The sequence below is a fragment of the Leptolyngbya sp. PCC 6406 genome (assembly GCF_000332095.2).
Lineage (GTDB): Bacteria > Cyanobacteriota > Cyanobacteriia > Phormidesmidales > Phormidesmidaceae > PCC-6406.
The window spans coordinates 971,198-989,505 of sequence record NZ_KI913949.1; the positions used below are offsets into that span (position 1 = coordinate 971,198).

An 18,308-nucleotide genomic window follows, 5' to 3' on the forward strand; every position below is an offset into this window, starting at 1 on the left:
CTTCTAAGAAACTTCCGGGAGCGGGGGTTTAGGGACAAGCTCGAACCCCATCTGCTGGGCTCGCTGTTTAAGGTGCTTAAGCACTCGTTGCTGATACTGCTGTTCATAAGCATCAGCTCCAATATCGACATAAGCCTCGCCAGTTGACCATAACCGATAGAAGAGGCATGCCAGTTTGTGCGCAGTTGCGGTAACGGCTTTCGGTGCCCCAAGGCGATTGCGAATCCGTCGATAGAACGCGCCCATAGCAGTCTGACTATGAGCCAACGATTGTGCCGCTATCCGAAACGCCTTTGCCGCTCGGTTGACAACTTTACGGGTTTTGGAGCTCAAGACTTTACCCCCACTGACTCGGCTACCGGGACAGAGCCCTAACCAAGAGGCGAAGTGTTTCACCGACGGAAAGCGCCTGGGATCAAGTCCGACTTCGGAGAGAATCGTTTGCACGGTTAGCACTTCGAGACCATCAATCTGGGTGAAGTCAATGCCACAGAGGCGATAGAGATGGGAGCGCAGGTCAAACTGGGGCGCATTGCGACTGGGCTTTCGACCTTTAGGTCTTGGCGGCAACGGCGCATCCGGAGCACTCTTATCCTCAAAGGTCTCCAGACAGGCTTGAATCTGGTCGTCGCACCGGGCAATTTGCTGAAGGTAGGTGTCATATAACAGCAATTCTTGCTCCAGCACAAACACGTGTTCCCCCCGGTAGTCCCCCTCTAAAGCTGCCGCAATCTCGTCCGTACTGCGTTTGGTGCGTGGGTCTCGCATCGCCGCTAACTGGAGCGGGTCTCGTTGACCCGCCACAATGGCGCGAATAATCTTCATGCCAGTTACCCCCGTAATGTCGCTGACCACCCGAGGTAGCTGCAGATTCATTTCCGTCAACGCCTTTTGCATCCGTTGAATATGAACGCTGGCACACTCGGTCAGCCGCTCGCGCTGCCGGATATAGCTTCGTAAGACGCAGATGGCATCGTCGGGACGAAACGACGCTGCCAGTAGGCCATAACTATGCAACTGCCGCAACCACTGGCAATCTAAGACATCACTCTTTCGTCCCGGTACCGTTTTCAGATGATGCGCGTTGACCAAGCAGACCTCAAACCCTCGGATTTCTAGGATTTGAAACACCGGTATCCAATAGACTCCGGTCGATTCCATCGCGACGCTGGTGATACCACATTGTTGCAGCCAGTCCGCTAACCCATGGAGATCATTGGTAAAGCACCCAAACGGGCGGACGGGCTGCCGATCTCGCTCAGGCGGCACACTGACCCAGTGGGTATCTGCACCAATGTCAATTCCGGCGGCGTTAGGACAGAGCTGATGCACCGAACTCTTGGTAGATGGCTGAGTCATGGCAATTCTAGGAGAAGATAAGGGGCTCTAACCTGGGACGGTTGTTAGAGAGTCTTCTAAACGGGATAGCTAGGGCTTCACCAGTGTCATCACCATATATCCCAGGACCATGCTCCGTAACGGGCACTGAGGCACCAGTGGCGCTGCGGCCTTAACTGTTAGAGCTTACGATTACGATAGACCCATGCCCCTGTTTCTTCCGTGCATTACCCAACATTTTGGGTTGGGTCTGGTGCTCCGGAGGAGCAACAGCGTCGTAGGGTGGTTGCCCTTGTTACCGGACGACCCGTGATGGCGTGTATAACCTAACGGCATTCAAGAAAGGCGTTGGTGAAGCTACTCCCTGGGAGTTAGCCTGCCCGTTGGCGATGAGCCTGCCTTTGGCATAGGTTTTGGGGTAGGGGCGCGGTTTCCGCGCCCAATGTAGCGGGTTGCAGTAGCTGCCGTAGGCTGGGTCAAACGAAGTGCGACCCAGCATTAATACAAGCTTGCTGGGTCACGCTAACGCTGACTCAGCCTACAAATTCAAACTTGATGTTGCACTAAGATTTGAGGCGATAGCCTAGCCCATGGACCGTTTCAATAGAGATGCGCGGTGCCCCTGCTGCCCTCAGCTTGTGTCGCAGCCCCTTGATGTGGGCTTTCACCGTTTCTTCCCCAGGGGTTTCTCCTAAGGGCCACAGGGCTTCAATGATAAAAGGCCGACTCAGCACACGGCGGCCATTGCGCAACAGCAGTTCCAGAATGGCAAATTCCTTGGGGGTGAGTCGCAGGGGGTGATCTTGATAGGTGGCCTCGTAGGTGGTGGGATTGAGGCGTAGGTCTTGGTGCTGTAGCCAGGGGTTAACGCCCGACTGACCGCGCCGCAGCAAGGCCCGAATTTGGGCCAATAGTTCTGACAAGTCAAAGGGCTTCACCATATAGGCATCGGCCCCGGCATCCAGTCCTGCCACCTTATCTGTACTGGTGTCTCTGGCGGTCAACATCAGCACTGGGGATTGATAACCCTGGGTACGCAAGCGCTGGCACAACTGCATCCCATCCATGCGGGGGAGGGTGATATCCAGCAAGGCCAGATCGTAGGGATAGGTGGCCATATTTTGCCATGCAGCCTCTCCATCAGAGGCCACATCGACGGTGTACTGCTGGGCGATTAAGGCTTCGGCGAGGGAATCAGCCAGATATCGATCGTCTTCGACGAGTAGAATTCGCATGGCTTAGACCTAGGGCCGTCACGTGAGTCATTAGTCTGGGATTGTGACGCCAAAGGTACTCGGGAACTGTATCTGAGGGCACTGGACTCTGATTGGTTGGTAGCTCTCCAATGCCTTCCAGCCCCTAGTGTTCCGTCAGGAAAATTTTGACGGGTCTTTGACCCGTCAAAATTTTCCTGATTGCGTCACTGGCAGTACAGTGCGTTACCATACAAGCAAGTTGGTAAATTTTTGTAAACAAATCTGAGAGCCATGAGCACCGTAGATCTAGTCCATATTGCTGCCCAGCTAGAGAGTGAGGACTCTAAAGATCGGATGCTGGCTCTAGCGAAACTGCGAAATGTGCCCTCAGCGGAGGCAGCCCCCCTGGTGAGGAAGGTTCTGAACGACACGAACTTGCAAATTCGATCTATGGCGGTCTTTGCCCTCGGCATTAAACCCGATGCCGACACGCTGGACACCCTGGTCAAGTTGGTGGAAACAGATCCCGATTACGGTATTCGGGCCGACGCTGCCGGAGCCCTAGGTTACCTGGAGGATCCCCGCGCCTTTGAAACCTTAGTGCGGGCCTTCTACGAAGATACGGATTGGCTGGTGCGCTTCAGTGCCGCCGTTTCCTTGGGCAACCTTAAGGATCCCCGCGCCCACGATGTCTTGATCGAGGCGCTTAAAAGCCCAGAGGTGGTGATTCAGCAGGCCGCGATCGCGGCTTTGGGAGAAATTGGCGATCTGACCGCCCTAAAAGACATCCTCAACTTTGCCCAGGCCGAAGATTGGCTGGTGCGCCAGCGCTTAGCCGAGGCGCTGGGAAACCTCCCCAGCGCCAAGAGCGAATCTGCCCTCCGGTTTCTGGAAAAAGACGGCCATTTCCAGGTCGCAGAAGCCGCCCGAATTTCCTTGCAGCGCCTGCGCGATAGTCTTTAACTAATTGCCAGCCTCGCCGACGATGGCCTTCATGCCCTCTAGGGTGGCAGGGATGGTGCGGGGATCCATGAACATGACCTTGCTACTGCCGCTGGTCCCAATTTCTTGACCCATCTGGAGGTAATTCTGGGCGAGGAGAAACTGGAGGGCAGATTCGGCCTTGGGGTCACTTTTGAGCTTGTCGGCAATGATCTGCACGGCCTCAGAGGTGGCCTGGGCCTTGAGCACCGCATCCTGACGCATCGCTTGAGCTTTGAGAACGATGGTTTTTTGTTGGGCTTCGGCGTCGAGAATAGCTGCCTTTTGACGGGCCTCCGCCGCTAGCACATCGGATTCTGCCCGACCTCGGGCGCTGTTGACCGCTGCTTCTCGCTCCCCTTCTGAGGTCAGCACCGCTGCCCGCTTGCGCCGTTCCGCTGCCATTTGCAGCTCCATGGAATCTTGCACCGCCTTGGAGGGGACAATATCCCGCAGTTCGACCCGAGTGACCTTGACGCCCCAGGGATCGGTGGAGATATCCAGTTCCCGCAGCAGCAACTCATTGATTTCAGAGCGGGCGGTAAAGGTTTGGTCCAGTTCCAATTGCCCCATCTCGGAGCGGATTTGGGTCAGGACGAGGTTGACCATAGCGGCCTGGAGGTTTTCCACCTTGTAATAGGCTTTCTCCAAGTCAACAATACGCCAGTACACTACCGCATCCACGGAGATGGAAACGTTGTCCCGAGTAATACAGGATTGGGGGGGGATGTCTAGCACCCGCTCCCGAATGGTTTGCTTAAAGACCACCTTGTCCATCATGGGCACGACAAAGTTAAGACCCGGTCTCAGCTTTTTCCCGTTGTACTTGCCTAGGGTTTCCACTAAGGCTTCATCGCTCTGGTTGATGATTTTGACGGAACTGGCGGCAACGGATCCACCAAAGACCAACATGAAAAGTAGAACAACTGGGTTCATAACAGGCTCCTGAATTGAGGAATGAACTGCACTGAGATGGGATTAGGGCGTGTGGACAATTAACTCGAAAACCCTTGCGGGGTAGGCATGACCACGCTCGCCCGACTGAATCAAGCTAGGGGCTGGAACCGCCCCATAACCAGGAATCTAGCTTTGGTTGTCCACAGCCCCTAGGGTTCCAGGCTAGGTTCCGGCATGATCAGCAGGGTGTTGCCTCGACGCCCCACCACAATGACGCGCTGGCCAGTTGCGATCGCGGTGCTCAGGTCTTCACATCGAGCCTGCCAGGAGTTGCCCTCGTAGAGCACACGCCCGGTTTCCCCCGGTGCAATGGTGGTGGTGGCACGGGCTTCCGTAGAGTCCGCCAAGACATAGGGCGTGCGCTTGGAGGAAAATCGCCGCAGTCCCCATACCGTCGCGATCGAAAAGATCAGCCACAGGCCAATTTGAATGCCAAAGTTAGGTACCACTAAGGCCACGAGGGAGACCAAAAGGGCGCTCACTCCCAAAGTAGCCTCCACAAAGGCCGTAGGCAGGAATAGCTCCATCAAACAGAGCACCACCCCGGCAATAAACCAAAACATGGGGAGGCTCATAGCAGCACAGAAGGTAACACTGGGGTCATTGGGCAGCCGTCATCGCTATCTACAGTTGCCATTCACTTCAGGATAGGGGGACAGGATTCCGTAGGGATATCAGGCGGTTAACCCAAGATCCACTAGGATTAATCTATCCTTTTTGCCTGCTGGTGCCTTGGCACTAATCAACTTGTTTTAAGGGTTGGGAAACACCAACGTCTGAATGATGACCAATGCTGAGTCTGTCACGACCCGTCATGCCCCCTATTTCTGGGCCACTGGACCGGGGTGCGAGGTTCCGGCGGTGGGGCAGCGGGTGAGCAACCGCTACGAGGTCATCGCCCCTCGGATTTGGAAAGATACCCAGCCCGAGTCGCCCCCCCCCATTCCCGACTCGGTGCCCGACCGGGTGCTGCCCTATCTGCGCCTCCATCCCTATCGCCTCCATCTGCCGGGGGTCTATGACGTGGTCTCTCAAGGGGATAAAGCCCCCTGGCTACTGTTAGAAAATGCCCCCATCAATCCCCGATCGGGGAAACAGTTTCCCGGCTTGGGGGAGGTTTGGGAGCAATCTACGGCGGTGCGGCAACTGTCTTGGCTGTGGCAGATCTGGGAATTGTGGATGCCTTTGATGGCCCAGGGGGTGGCGGCAAGTCTGCTGTTGCCCGAAAACCTGCGGGTGGAGGGGTGGCGGCTGCGGTTGGGGGAGCTCGTGCCAGAACCGGCGACCCCCACTTTGGCGGACTTGGCGACCCGTTGGCGGGCGCTCTTGCCCCAGGCCAAACCTGCCATCGCGGAACCCTTGAGCCAGCTCTGCGAAGCCATGATCATCGGGGACTACAGTCCGGAGCAGGTCACCGTTGATCTCAACTATCTGCTGCTAAAGGAATCGGCCCAGTCCCCCGTGCGGCTGCGGGTAGCGGGTAGCACCCACCCCGGTCCTCGGCAGGTCCGCAATGAAGACGCTTGCTACCCCGATGGCGTCGCCCCTGAGTCCCCCATGCCCCGGATTGCCATTGTCTGTGATGGTGTCGGGGGGCATGAGGCGGGAGAAGTAGCCAGTCAATTAGTCGTGCGATCGCTGCAACTCCAACTCCAGGGTCTACTGGTGGAAACCGAGAGCCCCGAGGGGCTAGCGCCGCCCCAGGTCATTGTCCAGCAGATCGAAGCTGCCCTTCGCGTCGTGAATGATCTGGTCAATCGTCACAACGATCAGCAGAGCCGTAGTGATCGCCAGCGCATGGGTACCACCCTGGTCATGGCGGTCATGGTTCCCCAGCGGCTCCGGACAGAACAGGGCTGGCTTTCGGTGAATGAACTCTACATTGCCCACGTAGGGGACAGTCGCGCCTACTGGATAACCCCCGACTATTGCCATCTGCTCACCATTGATGACGATATTGCAGGGCGCGAAGTCCAAGCAGGGCGGCAGTTCTACAGTACGCTGCGGGATCGCCCCGATGCTGGAGCCCTGAGTCAGGCGGTGGGCACCCGCGAGGCCGCCTACCTCCACCCCCACATTCAGCGATTTGTGGTGGATGAGGAGGGCGTGCTGCTCCTCTGTTCCGATGGCCTCAGCGATCGGGGCCGGATTGAATCGGCCTGGGCCAATTACATTGGATTAATTATTAAGGACATCATTACCCTGGAGTCAGCGGTGGCCTCCTGGGTGGAATTGGCCAACCAAAAGAATGGTCATGACAATGTGGCGGTGGTGCTGATGCACTGCAAGCAACTGCTGGCTCCGAGTTATGCCACTGCTCCTGAAGCAGAACCTGATGCCCCGGCAGATCCGGACGACCTGACGGCAGCGTCTCGTGCCCTACTCTACGGCGACGATCTAGATGTACCACCAACCCCAGAGGCGGAACCTTTGGCCCAACCCCAAATCCCGGCCCAATGGGTCGCGATCGCGGCAGCGGGCATTTTGCTCCTAGCGGGGTTGGTGGGCTGGTGGTTAGCAGGACGCCTTGCTTCCCCCCCTGCTGAGGCTCCTCCAGAACAGATCGAAGAGTAGCGCTCTCCCTATGGCCCGTCTTTCCCCAGTCTCCTCTGCCCCTGAGGCTTCTGTGCCCCACCGTGAATTTGCTTGGCCCTTTTGGCCTGCGGCACCGCTCTATCCCTACGGGCGGCGGCGCACCCTGCGAAGAGTGGTGGTTCCAGACAGAATTTGGACCTTTGATCAGTACCAGGGCATTTTTTATGTCGTGGTACCGATTCGGATGACAGTGGTGCGACTCAATGGAGGGGGATTGCTAGTGTATGCCCCAGTCGCGCCCACGCCGGAATGCGTAGCCCTAGTGCGAGACCTAGAGCAACGCTATGGGTGTGTCCGCTATATTCTCCTCACCACCACCACGGGGATTGAGCATAAGGTTTTTGTCGGTCCCTTTGCGCGGCGGTTTCCCCAAGCCCAGGTGTATGTGGCTCCCCACCAGTGGAGCTATCCCCTGAATCTGCCCTTGAGTTGGTTGGGGTTGCCGCATCGCCGGACCCATTGGCTCCCCAGCGACAGCAGCCAGGTGCCCTTTGCCGCTGAGTTTGACTATGCTCTGCTGGGGCCGATCGCCTTGGGGTTAGGGCCTTTTGCCGAGGTTGCCCTTTTTCACCGGGAGTCACGTACGCTGCTGCTCACAGATAGTCTGGTATCAGTGCCCGCCGACCCGCCCCCAGTGTTAGCGCTGGATCCCTACCCCCTCCTATTCCATAGCCGAGATCGCGCCGATGACCCGATCCACGACAGCCCGGAGGCCCGCCGTCGGGGTTGGCAGCGTATTGCCCTATTTGCCTTCTACTTTCGCCCCAGCGCCCTGGGGGTACCGACTCTAGGGGAGGCATGGCAGGAGGCGCGTCATGCCCCCGATCGCTCCCGACGGGCCTACTTTGGCCTCTATCCCTTCCGCTGGCAACCCGATTGGCAAACGTCTTTTGAGGCACTCCATGGGGAGGGGCGGCCCTTTGTGGCCCCGGTATTGCAAACCCTGATTTTTAACCGAGGTCCGGCCCAGGTGATGGACTGGGTGCAGCAGGTGAGCCGCTGGCAATTTGAGCGAGTAATTCCCTGTCATCTGACAGCCCCCCTAGCTATAACACCCCTAGAATTTCAAGCCGCCTTTGGCTTTCTTGTCGAGGGGTTGGGCGACTGCAATCTGGGTAGCAATCCGGGTCCGACCCAGGTTACAGATCTGCCCGTCCACGCTGCGGGTCAGGGTTCCCCAAAATATTCCCCGCCGCCCCTTCCCACAGCAGATTTTGCCTTCCTGCGGGAGATTGAAACCGGACTCGTGCGCCGAGGCATTACGCCGCCGAGGCGGTCCCTGGAAGAGTAAAAGGTTAGGGACTCGCAGGAAAATAACGTACCCGCTCCGCTGATCGGGCTTTCTCCCTTCGGGAGACGCTAAAGCGAACGACTTCGCTCAGCCCTCGATCACTGAAGGTTGAGCGAAGTCGAAACCTGGCCACTGGGTACACTATTAACCCGCAGCTCCCTTAGCGCTCAGCGCTAAAAATCTGCTCAACCGTCAGCGCCAGGTCTGGCCATTCAACCGAGGTGATGGTTTCCTGGGGGCCAAACACCCCTATCTCCCGATAGGTGGCCCCTTCCAGAGTCAGTACCACCACGGTTTGGGTCACGGGGTCAGCCAGCCAATACTCAACCTGAGTTCGGGTTAAGCGGCTTGAGGGAGAGCAAAGTCAAGATTGAGCGATGGCTTCTTGGGCTGATGGCAGTAAGCAACCTGGGTTCGGGATACGCTGAAACCTGATCTTGCCCTGGCCCAATCCAAAGGTGCTAACTAGGGCAGAGACACAGCGGTCGTCAGCACCGTTTGGCACCTGCGGTGGCGAGGGGAGTTGCCCCCTGATAATAGAGGTTAAGCGGACGGCACGCTTATAGCGCTACATCAGGGGGTAGAAGCACTTGGTCGATGCCATGGATGACACCATTGCTAGCCAGCACATCTGCTTGGATTACGGTGGCTTCGTCGATCATGATTTCCCCCGTAGTGTCATCCACCGTAATCGAGAGGGGGACTCCGGCGGCTGTGGGTGCTTCGCCGGAGGTGACATCTGCCGAGAGCACCTCGGCGGGCACAACATGGTAGGCCAGAATTTGGGTTAATAGGGCTTGGTTTTCCGGCAGCAGCAGTTCCTCTAGGACACCCTCTGGTAATGCCGCAAACGCCTCGTTAGTTGGGGCAAAAACGGTGTAAGGCCCTTCACCAGCTAGGACTTCGTCTAACCCTGCGGCCTCAAGCGCGGTGACTAGTGTGCTAAAGGATTCGTCGCTGGCGGCGATATCCACAACCGTGGAACCCGTTTCCGCTGCTGTCATTTCTTCCTCAGCGGGAGCTTCCACCGTGGGGGTTTCCTCTACGGGATCTGCCGTAACATCTCCTGCATCGCCGCAGGCTCCTAGGGCAAACACTGCACCCAAGCTAACGAGGCCAATGGTGAGGGGCTTGGAAAAGTTATGAAATGCGTTGGACATGGTGCAAAGACCTCCAAAGATGAATGCGCTTTTTTAACGCTAGGAAAACGCTAACGATTCTCGCTGGGCTATACCCTCCGTCATCGGACAGATGTGTTACAGAATACAAATAGAGCTTTAGGCAGAGATTTGCCCGCTGTCACACTAGGCGCAAGCTGAGCGCACCTCAGGTTCACATTTGGACGTTTTGTTGGAGTTTCTGGAGGCTGTCGTGGATAGCGACCCAGGCGGCGCGGCAATCTTCTAGAGTCTGGAATCCAGTAATCGCGATGGCCCCGGTGGGCCGGTCCTTGACCATCGCACGATGTCGGGCCACGATCAGCACCAAGGGCTGGGGAGCGTGAACCACGAGTAGCGTGTGAATATCCGGTGTGGGCAGTTGGGCAACCAGACGACGATTGAGGTAAAAGGCGACGCGATGCCGATCGAGCAACAGATGCTTGTTTTGGCTCAGGTGCCAGCCGTTGATCAACAGCAGGCCCATTGCGATCGCAACCTCCGCCCAGTCATGCCAGCGGGGGGACAGTCCCAAAGTTTGTACCGTCTGCACCAGCAAAACTCCCATAGCCGCGTCGTTGCCATAGATCCGTGCCGACCCGTACAGCAGCTCGCCAAACAGCTCCATCACCTCCGTCATCAGCACCACAAACAGTAAAAAGCCCGATTGCTGAAAGAGGTCTCGACAAAAACGCCCTACACTGCTCCAGGTCCAGCGATTGCAAAGGTGATAGCCCAAGGTTGTAGGCCGTAAGCGCACCGTGTCAGGCGGGTGGTCGCGGTAGCGTTGCATGATTTGTGCAAGGGGATGGGTGCAGGCATAGGGTCCCGTCCCCTCACTGGCGGCAATCCGAATTGGTACCCAGAAAAACTGAGCTGCCAACTGATGAGCTTGGCGCAGGGCCACCGTCAGATCGGTCTCTTCCCCCAGGAGCCAATCGGTTTGATCCCTTAGGGTCAGGGAGACCCGCCAAACCCAACCCAGATGGGTCTGAAACGGTCCCCCTCGTGCTTCGTTGTAGGTCACCGTGATAGTAGCGATTTGGGCAGCGGTGAATTTACCTTGAATTAAGCGGTTCTGGTAGGTCTCTAGACAGTAATAGAGAGGTCGATCACCCCAGTTTGAAGCCCCATCGCCGGGGACTGGAGATAGGGCCTGATGAACCTTGGTAGTCTCTAGGGTGCCTTGCCCTGGGTCGCTTTTGCCTAGATCGCCTGCCTCTAGGTAGACCCAAGCCGCCTCGGCTCCTTGAAAATAGCGCCAACGGCTCACCCCCGCATCCAGCCCCCATACAGCCAAAAAGGCAATGAAAATCTGGCTTTCGTAGTCTTGCAGACCATACACCACGACAGAAAAGCCGCAGAATCCGAGAAAAAAGAGTCCTACTCGGAGGGATCCATGCAGGGACTGACCGATTAGGTTGGCCCACAGCAACCACAACAGCGTTTTGTAAGCGGCTTCCCAGACTTCCTTGACTTGCACCACTGGCCAGAGGACCGTCCGGTATCCCCAGGTGGGCTCTAGGTAATTGAGGCGACGTTTGAGACGCATGGGTAGGACGGCTACTGGAAAGTAGTATAATCCGCTGCCTCAGCAGTGTAGAGCTTGAAGCAAGCAGAAAGGGTGAGCAGGGAAACAGGGGGGAAGTGGTATCCTCAAAGGAAATTTTTCCCTCTTCTATCGTCCCAAGGACAACGCATTGCTATGAAACTTCTTCGCCGTTGGTTGACCTACGCCCTGGCTACCCTGCTGATGGCGATCGCGGTGGTGGCCTGCACGGGTGGCGGCGGATCCGGTACCACGATTACTGTGGGCTCTAAGGACTTCACCGAGCAGCTTGTTCTGGGGGAGATGTACGCCTTGGTGCTGGAGGAGGCGGGTTTGACCGTAAGCCGCAGTCTAAATCTGGGGGGCACTCCGGTGGCCCAGGCCGCCCTAGAGAGTGGTGATATTGATCTCTACCCAGAATATACGGGCACAGGTCTGTTGACGGTGTTGAAGGAACCCGTCAACACGGATCCGGCGGCGGTGTACGAGACGGTATCAAGCCAGTATCTAGAGCAATTCGATCTGGTGTGGCTCGACCCGGCTCCCATGAACAATACCCAGGCCCTAGCGATGACGCGATCGCGGGCCACGGAACTGAATATCACCACTATCTCGGACCTAGTGGCTCAGGCCAGTGCGTTGACATTGATTGGTCCCCCTGAGTTTGAGGTGCGGGAGGATGGCCTGCTGGGCTTGAAGACCACCTATGGAGATTTTGCCCTGAAGGCTTACAAGGCTGTGGATGCGGGCCTGCGCTACAAGGGCTTGGTGGATGGGGAAGCGGATGTGGTGGTGGCCTTTGGCACCGATGGGGAAATTTCCGCCTTTGACCTGGTGGTGCTGGAGGATGACAAGGGCCTGTTTCCCCCCTACCAAGTGGCTCCGGTGGTGCGTCAAGATACCCTAGAGGCCAACCCCGCGATCGCGGATGCCCTCAATGCCCTAGCGCCTCTCCTCACCGATGAGGTCATGCAGGGGCTGAACTATGCCGTCTCGGGGGAGCAGCAAGAACCTGCCGCCGTGGCCCGCACGTTTCTACAAGAGCAGGGGCTAGTCGGAGCCTAGGATTCTGCGAGGATCCCAGGACGATGTGCCGGGGCTGCACCCCGCCTTAGCGAAGAGCCATCCACCGTGGGCACGATTGAATTTCATCAAGTTTCCCTCCACTTTCCCCAGGCCCCCCGTCCAGCCGTGAAGGCTGTCAGCGTTCAGATCCAGCGGGGGGAACTGGTGGTGCTGTTGGGGCCATCGGGCTGTGGCAAGACCACCCTGCTGAAAATGGTAAATCGCCTCTACGAACCTTCGGCAGGATGGATCACCCTAGAGGGGCAAGACATTTGCCGCCTCCCACCCACCCAACTGCGCCAAAACATCGGCTACGTGATTCAGCAGTCGGGGCTCTTTCCCCACATGACCGTGGCCCAGAATATCGCCGTGGTGCCCCGGCTCCTGGGGTGGTCTCGTCCCCGCATTCAAAGCCGGGTGGAGGCGTTGTTGGATCTGGTGAAACTGTCACCGGGGGAATTTCGCGATCGCTATCCGGCCCAACTGTCCGGTGGACAGCAGCAGCGGGTGGGCATTGCCCGTGCCCTGGCTGGCGATCCGGAATACCTCCTCATGGACGAACCCTTCGGGGCCATCGATGCCATTACCCGCAGCGCCCTCCAGGGGGAAATCCTGCGCCTCCAGCACCAGCTTCGCAAAACCATTCTGTTTGTCTCCCATGATGTCGAAGAGGCGCTGCGCTTGGCGGATCGCATCCTAGTTTTACGGCAGGGAGAAGTCGTACAGTTTGATACCCCTTTTCGTCTCCTGACCCAGCCAGCAGATCCCTTTGTCCATGATTTGCTCGGGGCCGATGACCGGGTGCGACAACTCGGGCTGCTACGGATTGCCCCCGCCATGGCTCCCTTACCCAATTCCCCGATTCGCAATGGTCAACCGACCCTCACCCCTGAGGACAGTCTCCGAGATGCCCTCTCTTTGATTTTGAAAACCGGCTTTCCTGAAATCACGGTGGTTCACAATGGCCGTCCCGTCGGCCTCTTAACCCTGGATCACATTCGCACCTCGGCCATGGGGGGAACACAGAACTGATGGGCTATCTCCTGGGCAATCCTGAGGTGGTGCTCCCCCTGGTTTGGCAACACCTGTCTATGACCCTCACCACCCTAGGGATAGCGGTGGTGGTGTCGGTGCCCGTAACTCTGCTAGTGACGACGGTGCGGTGGCTCCAGGTGCCGATTTTGGGCTTGTTGGGGGTGCTGTACACGATTCCCAGTTTGGCGCTGATCATTTTCCTGGTGCCGTTGTTTGGACTGAATGCAACATCGGTGGTGGTGGCGATGGTGCTCTACACCCAGGTGATTTTGGTCCGTAACTTAACGGTGGGGCTAGAGGGCATTGACCCGGCGGTACTGGAGGCATCTCGGGGTATGGGGATGGACGCTTGGCAGCGGTGGTGGTGGGTGCAGGTGCCCTTGGTATTGCCGGTGTTTCTGGCGGGGCTACGGATGGCGGCGGTGGTGTCGATTGCGATCGCAACTATTGGAGCCAAGTTCAATGCCGGAGGGTTGGGACGTCTCCTCTTTGACGGCATTCAAACCAATCGCCTCGACAAAATCTGGGCCGGTGCGATCGCAGTGGCTATCCTAGCCCTAGGAGTCAACACCCTGTTGCTGTGGCTAGAGCATCACAGCAGACGCGATAAATTGTGATGGGATGGGATGGAGCCGCTGACCATGCAAATTTGGGTTGATGCCGACGCTTGCCCCCAGGTAATTAAGGAAATTCTGTTTCGAGCAGCTCGGCGAGTTGCCATCAAGACCGTTCTCGTGGCCAATCAAGAACTAAAAATTCCGGCCTCCGACTACATTGAGGCCATTCAAGTCAGGGCAGGCTTAGACGTGGCCGACAATTACATCGTCCAGCACCTCCAGCCCCAGGATTTGGTCATCACCGCCGATATTCCCTTAGCGGCAGCCGTAGTTGCAGCCGGAGGCTATGCCTTAAACCCTCGGGGCGAGTTTTACACCACCGGTAATATTCGAGAGCGGCTGGCCCTGCGCAATTTTATGGACCAGCTACGCAGCAGTGGTGTCGAGACGGGTGGCCCCCCCGCCTTTAGTCAACGAGATCGCGAAGCTTTCGCCAACCAACTCGATCGATTCCTGGCCAAACAAGCTTAGGAACCCGGATCCTTTCCTGGGCAATTCTTGTGGGTCAGGCATCTTGCCTGACCATGGACAGCGTTACCAAGACGACCAGCGATCTAGGGCGCGTTTTCCTCCCCAGCGGTTAGCAATCTCGTCATCATAGTTATCTGCCAACTTGGTCACCGTCGTGACCGAGTACTTCAGCTCAATCTGGTCGCAGGTGGATCCTACCAGGCTGTGCTCAAAGACAATGTCGTTTTCCGCATCTAGGGCAAAGCGGCCAAACCGCAGACCATTGTTTTCCCGCAGGAGAAAATAGGTCAGGTCTGGGTTCAAATCAACATCGGTGACCACATAGGAGCGGGTAGTGATCAGGGCGTCATCTTCTTCCCAGGGGGTGACGCGGGTGGAGGCTACGGCTGAGCCAAAATTGATAATAAAGAGCGGCTCATCCCCAAAGGTGAGCACATTGGCCCCAAACAGCTCATACATCCAAGGGCTGATGCGTTCGTAGCATTCTTTTTGAGCGTTGGTTTGAAATTCCATGAATAGGGGTGAGCGATCGCGAGCCGAACCAATTTTCGCACTTCTTCATTACCTTGAGATCATCAAGTTCATTACTTGTCTCATCCTTCTGTCTTTCGTCCCTGGGATCCTGCTGCCACCATGCCCCCCTTGCCCCCGAACTCGACCAACCCACCCCAGCCCGAAATCCCGGCGACCCCTTCCCTGGCCGCAGAGTTGGAAGCAGTGGTACTGGAATTTGACGACCTTCAGGCAGAGTTGAGCTATCACCAGGCCCAGGGTACCGTGCAGGGCCTGGTAGAGCGACTGGGGCTGACCCCACGGGAGACCGCTGAGCTGGCTCCAGAGGTCTCTCGCCTGACGGGGCTGCTCGACAAACTCAACCAAACCGTGATCCACATTGCCGTCTTTGGACTGGTGGGGCGGGGTAAATCCTCGGTGTTGAACGGTCTGCTAGGGGCAGAGATATTTGCCACGGGACCAACCCATGGTGTTACCCAGGATATCGGTCAAGCCGCTTGGGAAATCAGTGAAGAAACCCTGCCGGAGGGCCAGTCAGTATGGCGGGTAGCCCTCCAGGGACAGGGGAGATCGCGGATTGAGTTGATTGATACCCCAGGGTTAGACGAGGTCCACGGTGCGGCGCGGGAGCGACTAGCTCAACAGATTGCGCGGGAGGTGGATTTAATCCTTTTTGTCGTGGCAGGGGATATTACCCGCGTGGAATATGACGCCCTAGTGGCCCTGCGTCAAGCTAGCAAGCCCATCGTGCTGGTGTTTAACAAAGTGGATCAGTATCCCGATCACGATCGCCAGACCATTTATGAAACCCTACGAGACCAGCGCCTCAAGAGCCTGATTTCCCCGGATGAAATTGTGATGACGGCGGCGGCTCCCCTCGTGGCGACAGCAACCCGAGGGGCCGATGGTCGCCTGGTCACCCGGCGACAGCGGGGTCAGCCCCAAGTCACAGACCTAAAGCTGAAAATTCTGGACATCTTGCACCAGGAGGGGCTTTCCCTAGTGGCCCTGAATACCCTGCTCTATGCCGATGACTTGAATGAAAAGATTGTGGCGAAAAAGTTGCAAATTCGCGATCGCGCCGCTGAAGAGCTGATCTGGAGTGGGGTGATGACCAAAGCCATTGCCATTGCCCTGAATCCTGTTACAGGCATCGATATTCTCACCGGAGCTGCCATTGACGTGGCCTTAGTACTGACCCTATCGCGGCTCTATGGATTACCCATGACCCAGGTAGGGGCGATCAAACTGTTGCAGACCGTGGCCTTAGAACTAGGAGGACTATCTGTTAGCGAACTGCTGGTGACCTTTGGCCTCAGTTCCCTCAAGGGCATGCTGGGGGTAGCCACCCCAGCGACCGGAGGACTGTCCCTGCCCCCCTACCTGTCCGTTGCTGTAACCCAAGCAGCGGTAGCCGGAGTCTCAACCTACAGTATTGGCCAAGTGACGCGGGCCTACCTGGTAAATGGGGCCACCTGGGGACCACAGGGGCCAAAAGCCGTGGTGGCCCAAATTTTAGATCGCCTAGATGAGGGCTCGATTTTGCATCGCATTAAGGGGGAACTCCAGGCCAAATTAACCCAGGCCGGACGGGTAACATCGCCCCCGGAAGACCGCCACGGAGTATGACAAGATGGAATTGTTACCGATTGTCTAGACCGTCCCTCGCGATCGCATGGCAGCCTCCGAATTTCAATCCATCCCTGCGTATCAAAAGCTCAAGACCCTCCGTCCCCTTCTGCTCAAGCTCCACAAAGCGCTCCTCAACGTAGAGCGCGACCACTACGAGCGCATCCATGGCCCCATCACCTCCAAAGGGGAATTTTTCCAACTGGTGATTGGAGACGAATGGTTTAGCTGGTTGCGCCCCATGTCCCAGTTCATTGTGCAAATGGATGAAGTGCTGTGGTCCAAAGAACCCATCTCCCCAAACCAAATCCACACCCTGCTCTCAGAAGCGCGGGATCTCGTGCCCCCGGCAGCGGAGCAGAGTGAGGCGGCAATCCGCTACTTCCAAGCACTGCAACGGGATATCGATGTAGCGGAAATCCACGGCGAAGTCTCCACCCTCCTGCGGGCCTCTGACCCTAAGCTGGAGTCTTAATATCAAGTCCGGCCCCATAACCCACAAATCTATACCATGTCTATGCCATGGGTAGGGGCGTACTGGGCGGAGATGGCGTGGGTGTCCGCTAGCTCCGATGTTCTGGCTTCAGGATGAGCTGGGCGATGCGCTCGGCGGCTCCAGGTTGCCCCATACGCCGGAGTCCGTTGGCATGGATATCTTGCAATCGATCTGGATCTTGAAGGATCTGGTGCATTCGGGGGCCTAGGGCTTGGGGTGACTCAACTAAAATCACCGAGGTTCCCAAGAGTCGAGTCTGGGCTTCGGCAAATTGGGAGCTAAACTGTGGTCCTTTGCCCGGTAGGGTAAAGGCTGGTTTGCCCAGCCCAACAATCTGCTCGGTGGCGGTGCCTGCCATTGCGATCGCGCAGTCTGCGAGCTGGAGACAGTCACTGTAGGCAGTCTGAGTCAACACTAGGGTGGCCCTGCCCTGGCGGTACTGGGGCGCGGGATTCTCTGGGGTTTGGGTCCAGCCTGATTGGTGGAGAATACGGCCCAACTCATCCAGATCGAGGGCAGAGGCAATGGCCCCGAGAAAATGGATAGGACGCGGAGCGAGGGCGGTCTGAACCCCGGCTAAGGCCGTGACGATACGGTGCCAGTTGCCATAGGCTTCGGGAGCGCGGGAACCAGGCAGGATTACCACAACGAGGGCATTCTCAGCCTGGGCAGCCAGACCAGAGCTGCGATCACTGGCCATTAGCCCATCCATCATGGGGTTGCCCGTGTAGACATAAGGCAGTCCCGTTTGGCGGAGACGATCAGCGGTAAGGCTATCTCGCACCACCACTCCCAGACAGCGCCGTCGCCGCATCAGCCACCGCTCCCAAGGCAGATAGATCGAAGATCCGTAGCCCTCGTACCAGGGCAAGGTGGGCAACCGCTGGAGCTCATCCCGCAGGTAATATTCTGATTTGGCAGTACCGATAAACCAGTAGGGCAAGCCCCCCACCCAAGCAAATAGAAGGGGAACCAGATCCCCCACTGCCAGGATTTTGCCGCCCTGTTTGGCCCATTGCTTCATGGCTCGAATTTGGGCCAGGGTCAACTGCACTAGTCCCCCCTGTAAATCCTTAGCCAACTGCCGACTATCCATGTAAATGAATCCGCCGGAAGGTAGTTTTTTGGTGGGGCAGACGAGGGGAATGTCGTGGTGCTGAAAGGTGCTGCCCTCTCCCACTAGGGGCATGGCTGCCAACTCCATCCCTGGAGCCCGCTGTCGCAGGGCAGCAAGGATACGATTGCCGATCACGTCTTCGCCATGACCGTTACAAATGCAGAGCAGCCGTGATTGTGCCATGGCCTGTCCGTTAGACTCTCCTGTAGGAATATCGTCTTTCAGACTATCCCACTCGGGGGAGGGCAATGGGCATTTCTCCCCAGAATCAGGGCTGGCATTATTACTGGCATTATTAATG

At 57.3% G+C, this 18,308-nt stretch carries 18 protein-coding genes; 9 read left to right on the top strand and 9 right to left on the bottom strand.

Annotated elements, in window-relative coordinates; genetic code table 11:
* Positions 1–3: 3 nt before the first annotated feature.
* Complete coding sequence (locus tag LEP6406_RS0204520; protein WP_008307734.1) at positions 4–1,359, bottom strand: IS110 family RNA-guided transposase; 1,356 nt, start codon at positions 1,357–1,359, stop codon at positions 4–6.
* 542 nt (positions 1,360–1,901) lie between these two features.
* Complete coding sequence (locus tag LEP6406_RS0204525; RefSeq protein WP_008307852.1) at positions 1,902–2,573, bottom strand: response regulator transcription factor; 672 nt, start codon at positions 2,571–2,573, stop codon at positions 1,902–1,904.
* 252 nt (positions 2,574–2,825) lie between these two features.
* On the opposite strand from LEP6406_RS0204525, the gene LEP6406_RS0204530 reads away from it, so the two are divergent.
* Positions 2,826–3,497, top strand: a complete 672-nt coding sequence (locus LEP6406_RS0204530; protein WP_008307853.1) for a HEAT repeat domain-containing protein — start codon at positions 2,826–2,828, stop codon at positions 3,495–3,497.
* On the opposite strand, the gene LEP6406_RS0204535 is transcribed toward LEP6406_RS0204530, so the two are convergent.
* On the bottom strand, positions 3,498–4,451 hold the full coding sequence (locus tag LEP6406_RS0204535; RefSeq protein ID WP_008307854.1) for an SPFH domain-containing protein: 954 nt from the start codon (positions 4,449–4,451) through the stop codon (positions 3,498–3,500). It lies immediately after the preceding gene.
* 170 nt (positions 4,452–4,621) lie between these two features.
* The gene (locus tag LEP6406_RS0204540) at positions 4,622–5,035 is read right to left on the bottom strand and encodes an NfeD family protein (RefSeq protein ID WP_008307855.1); all 414 of its coding nucleotides are present in this window, start codon (positions 5,033–5,035) and stop codon (positions 4,622–4,624) included.
* Between the two features lie 217 nt (positions 5,036–5,252).
* Between LEP6406_RS0204540 and LEP6406_RS0204545 the strand changes: the two genes are divergently transcribed.
* Together LEP6406_RS0204545 and LEP6406_RS0204550 are read left to right on the top strand one after the other, a co-directional pair.
* On the top strand, positions 5,253–7,046 hold the full coding sequence (locus LEP6406_RS0204545) for a PP2C family protein-serine/threonine phosphatase (protein ID WP_155834629.1): 1,794 nt from the start codon (positions 5,253–5,255) through the stop codon (positions 7,044–7,046).
* A gap of 10 nt (positions 7,047–7,056) precedes the next feature.
* Positions 7,057–8,358 carry a DUF4336 domain-containing protein gene (locus LEP6406_RS0204550; protein WP_008307857.1) on the top strand — a complete coding sequence of 434 codons (1,302 nt, stop codon included), beginning with the start codon at positions 7,057–7,059 and terminating at the stop codon, positions 8,356–8,358.
* Between the two features lie 160 nt (positions 8,359–8,518).
* On the opposite strand, the gene LEP6406_RS32635 is transcribed toward LEP6406_RS0204550, so the two are convergent.
* The 3 genes from LEP6406_RS32635 to LEP6406_RS0204565 all read right to left on the bottom strand — a co-directional run bounded on the left by LEP6406_RS32635 (position 8,519) and on the right by LEP6406_RS0204565 (position 11,067).
* Positions 8,519–8,662 carry a hypothetical protein gene (locus LEP6406_RS32635; protein ID WP_008314006.1) on the bottom strand — a complete coding sequence of 48 codons (144 nt, stop codon included), beginning with the start codon at positions 8,660–8,662 and terminating at the stop codon, positions 8,519–8,521.
* Positions 8,663–8,918: 256 nt separating this feature from the next.
* Positions 8,919–9,518, bottom strand: coding sequence for a fasciclin domain-containing protein (locus LEP6406_RS0204560; protein ID WP_008314003.1), 600 nt, complete (start codon positions 9,516–9,518; stop codon positions 8,919–8,921).
* 172 nt (positions 9,519–9,690) lie between these two features.
* Positions 9,691–11,067 carry a hypothetical protein gene (locus LEP6406_RS0204565; RefSeq protein WP_008314002.1) on the bottom strand — a complete coding sequence of 459 codons (1,377 nt, stop codon included), beginning with the start codon at positions 11,065–11,067 and terminating at the stop codon, positions 9,691–9,693.
* A gap of 153 nt (positions 11,068–11,220) precedes the next feature.
* On the opposite strand from LEP6406_RS0204565, the gene LEP6406_RS0204570 reads away from it, so the two are divergent.
* The 4 genes from LEP6406_RS0204570 (at position 11,221) to LEP6406_RS0204585 (ending at position 14,252) form a co-directional block, all read left to right on the top strand.
* Positions 11,221–12,129: a glycine betaine ABC transporter substrate-binding protein gene (locus tag LEP6406_RS0204570; protein WP_008314001.1), complete on the top strand. Its 909-nt coding sequence runs from the start codon at positions 11,221–11,223 to the stop codon at positions 12,127–12,129.
* A gap of 66 nt (positions 12,130–12,195) precedes the next feature.
* Positions 12,196–13,161, top strand: coding sequence for an ABC transporter ATP-binding protein (locus tag LEP6406_RS0204575; protein ID WP_008314000.1), 966 nt, complete (start codon positions 12,196–12,198; stop codon positions 13,159–13,161).
* Entirely contained in the window at positions 13,161–13,781 is a 621-nt protein-coding gene (locus tag LEP6406_RS0204580; RefSeq protein ID WP_008313999.1) for an ABC transporter permease, read from the top strand. Before LEP6406_RS0204575 ends, LEP6406_RS0204580 begins: the two co-directional genes overlap by 1 nt.
* Positions 13,782–13,805: 24 nt before the next feature.
* Complete coding sequence (locus tag LEP6406_RS0204585; RefSeq protein WP_008313998.1) at positions 13,806–14,252, top strand: YaiI/YqxD family protein; 447 nt, start codon at positions 13,806–13,808, stop codon at positions 14,250–14,252.
* Positions 14,253–14,315: 63 nt separating this feature from the next.
* Here LEP6406_RS0204585 and LEP6406_RS0204590 read toward each other — a convergent pair whose 3' ends face one another.
* Positions 14,316–14,765 (bottom strand): T3SS (YopN, CesT) and YbjN peptide-binding chaperone 1, encoded by a 450-nt coding sequence (locus LEP6406_RS0204590; protein WP_008313997.1) that lies wholly within the window; start codon positions 14,763–14,765, stop codon positions 14,316–14,318.
* Positions 14,766–14,840: 75 nt separating this feature from the next.
* Here LEP6406_RS0204590 and LEP6406_RS26540 point away from each other — a divergent pair, with 75 nt between their 5' ends.
* Complete coding sequence (locus LEP6406_RS26540; protein ID WP_317133815.1) at positions 14,841–16,394, top strand: GTP-binding protein; 1,554 nt, start codon at positions 14,841–14,843, stop codon at positions 16,392–16,394.
* Between the two features lie 46 nt (positions 16,395–16,440).
* On the top strand, positions 16,441–16,869 hold the full coding sequence (locus LEP6406_RS0204600; RefSeq protein WP_008313994.1) for a hypothetical protein: 429 nt from the start codon (positions 16,441–16,443) through the stop codon (positions 16,867–16,869).
* Positions 16,870–16,957: 88 nt separating this feature from the next.
* Here LEP6406_RS0204600 and LEP6406_RS0204605 read toward each other — a convergent pair whose 3' ends face one another.
* On the bottom strand, positions 16,958–18,256 hold the full coding sequence (locus LEP6406_RS0204605) for a lipid-A-disaccharide synthase-related protein (RefSeq protein WP_008313993.1): 1,299 nt from the start codon (positions 18,254–18,256) through the stop codon (positions 16,958–16,960).
* Positions 18,257–18,308 lie beyond the last annotated feature (52 nt).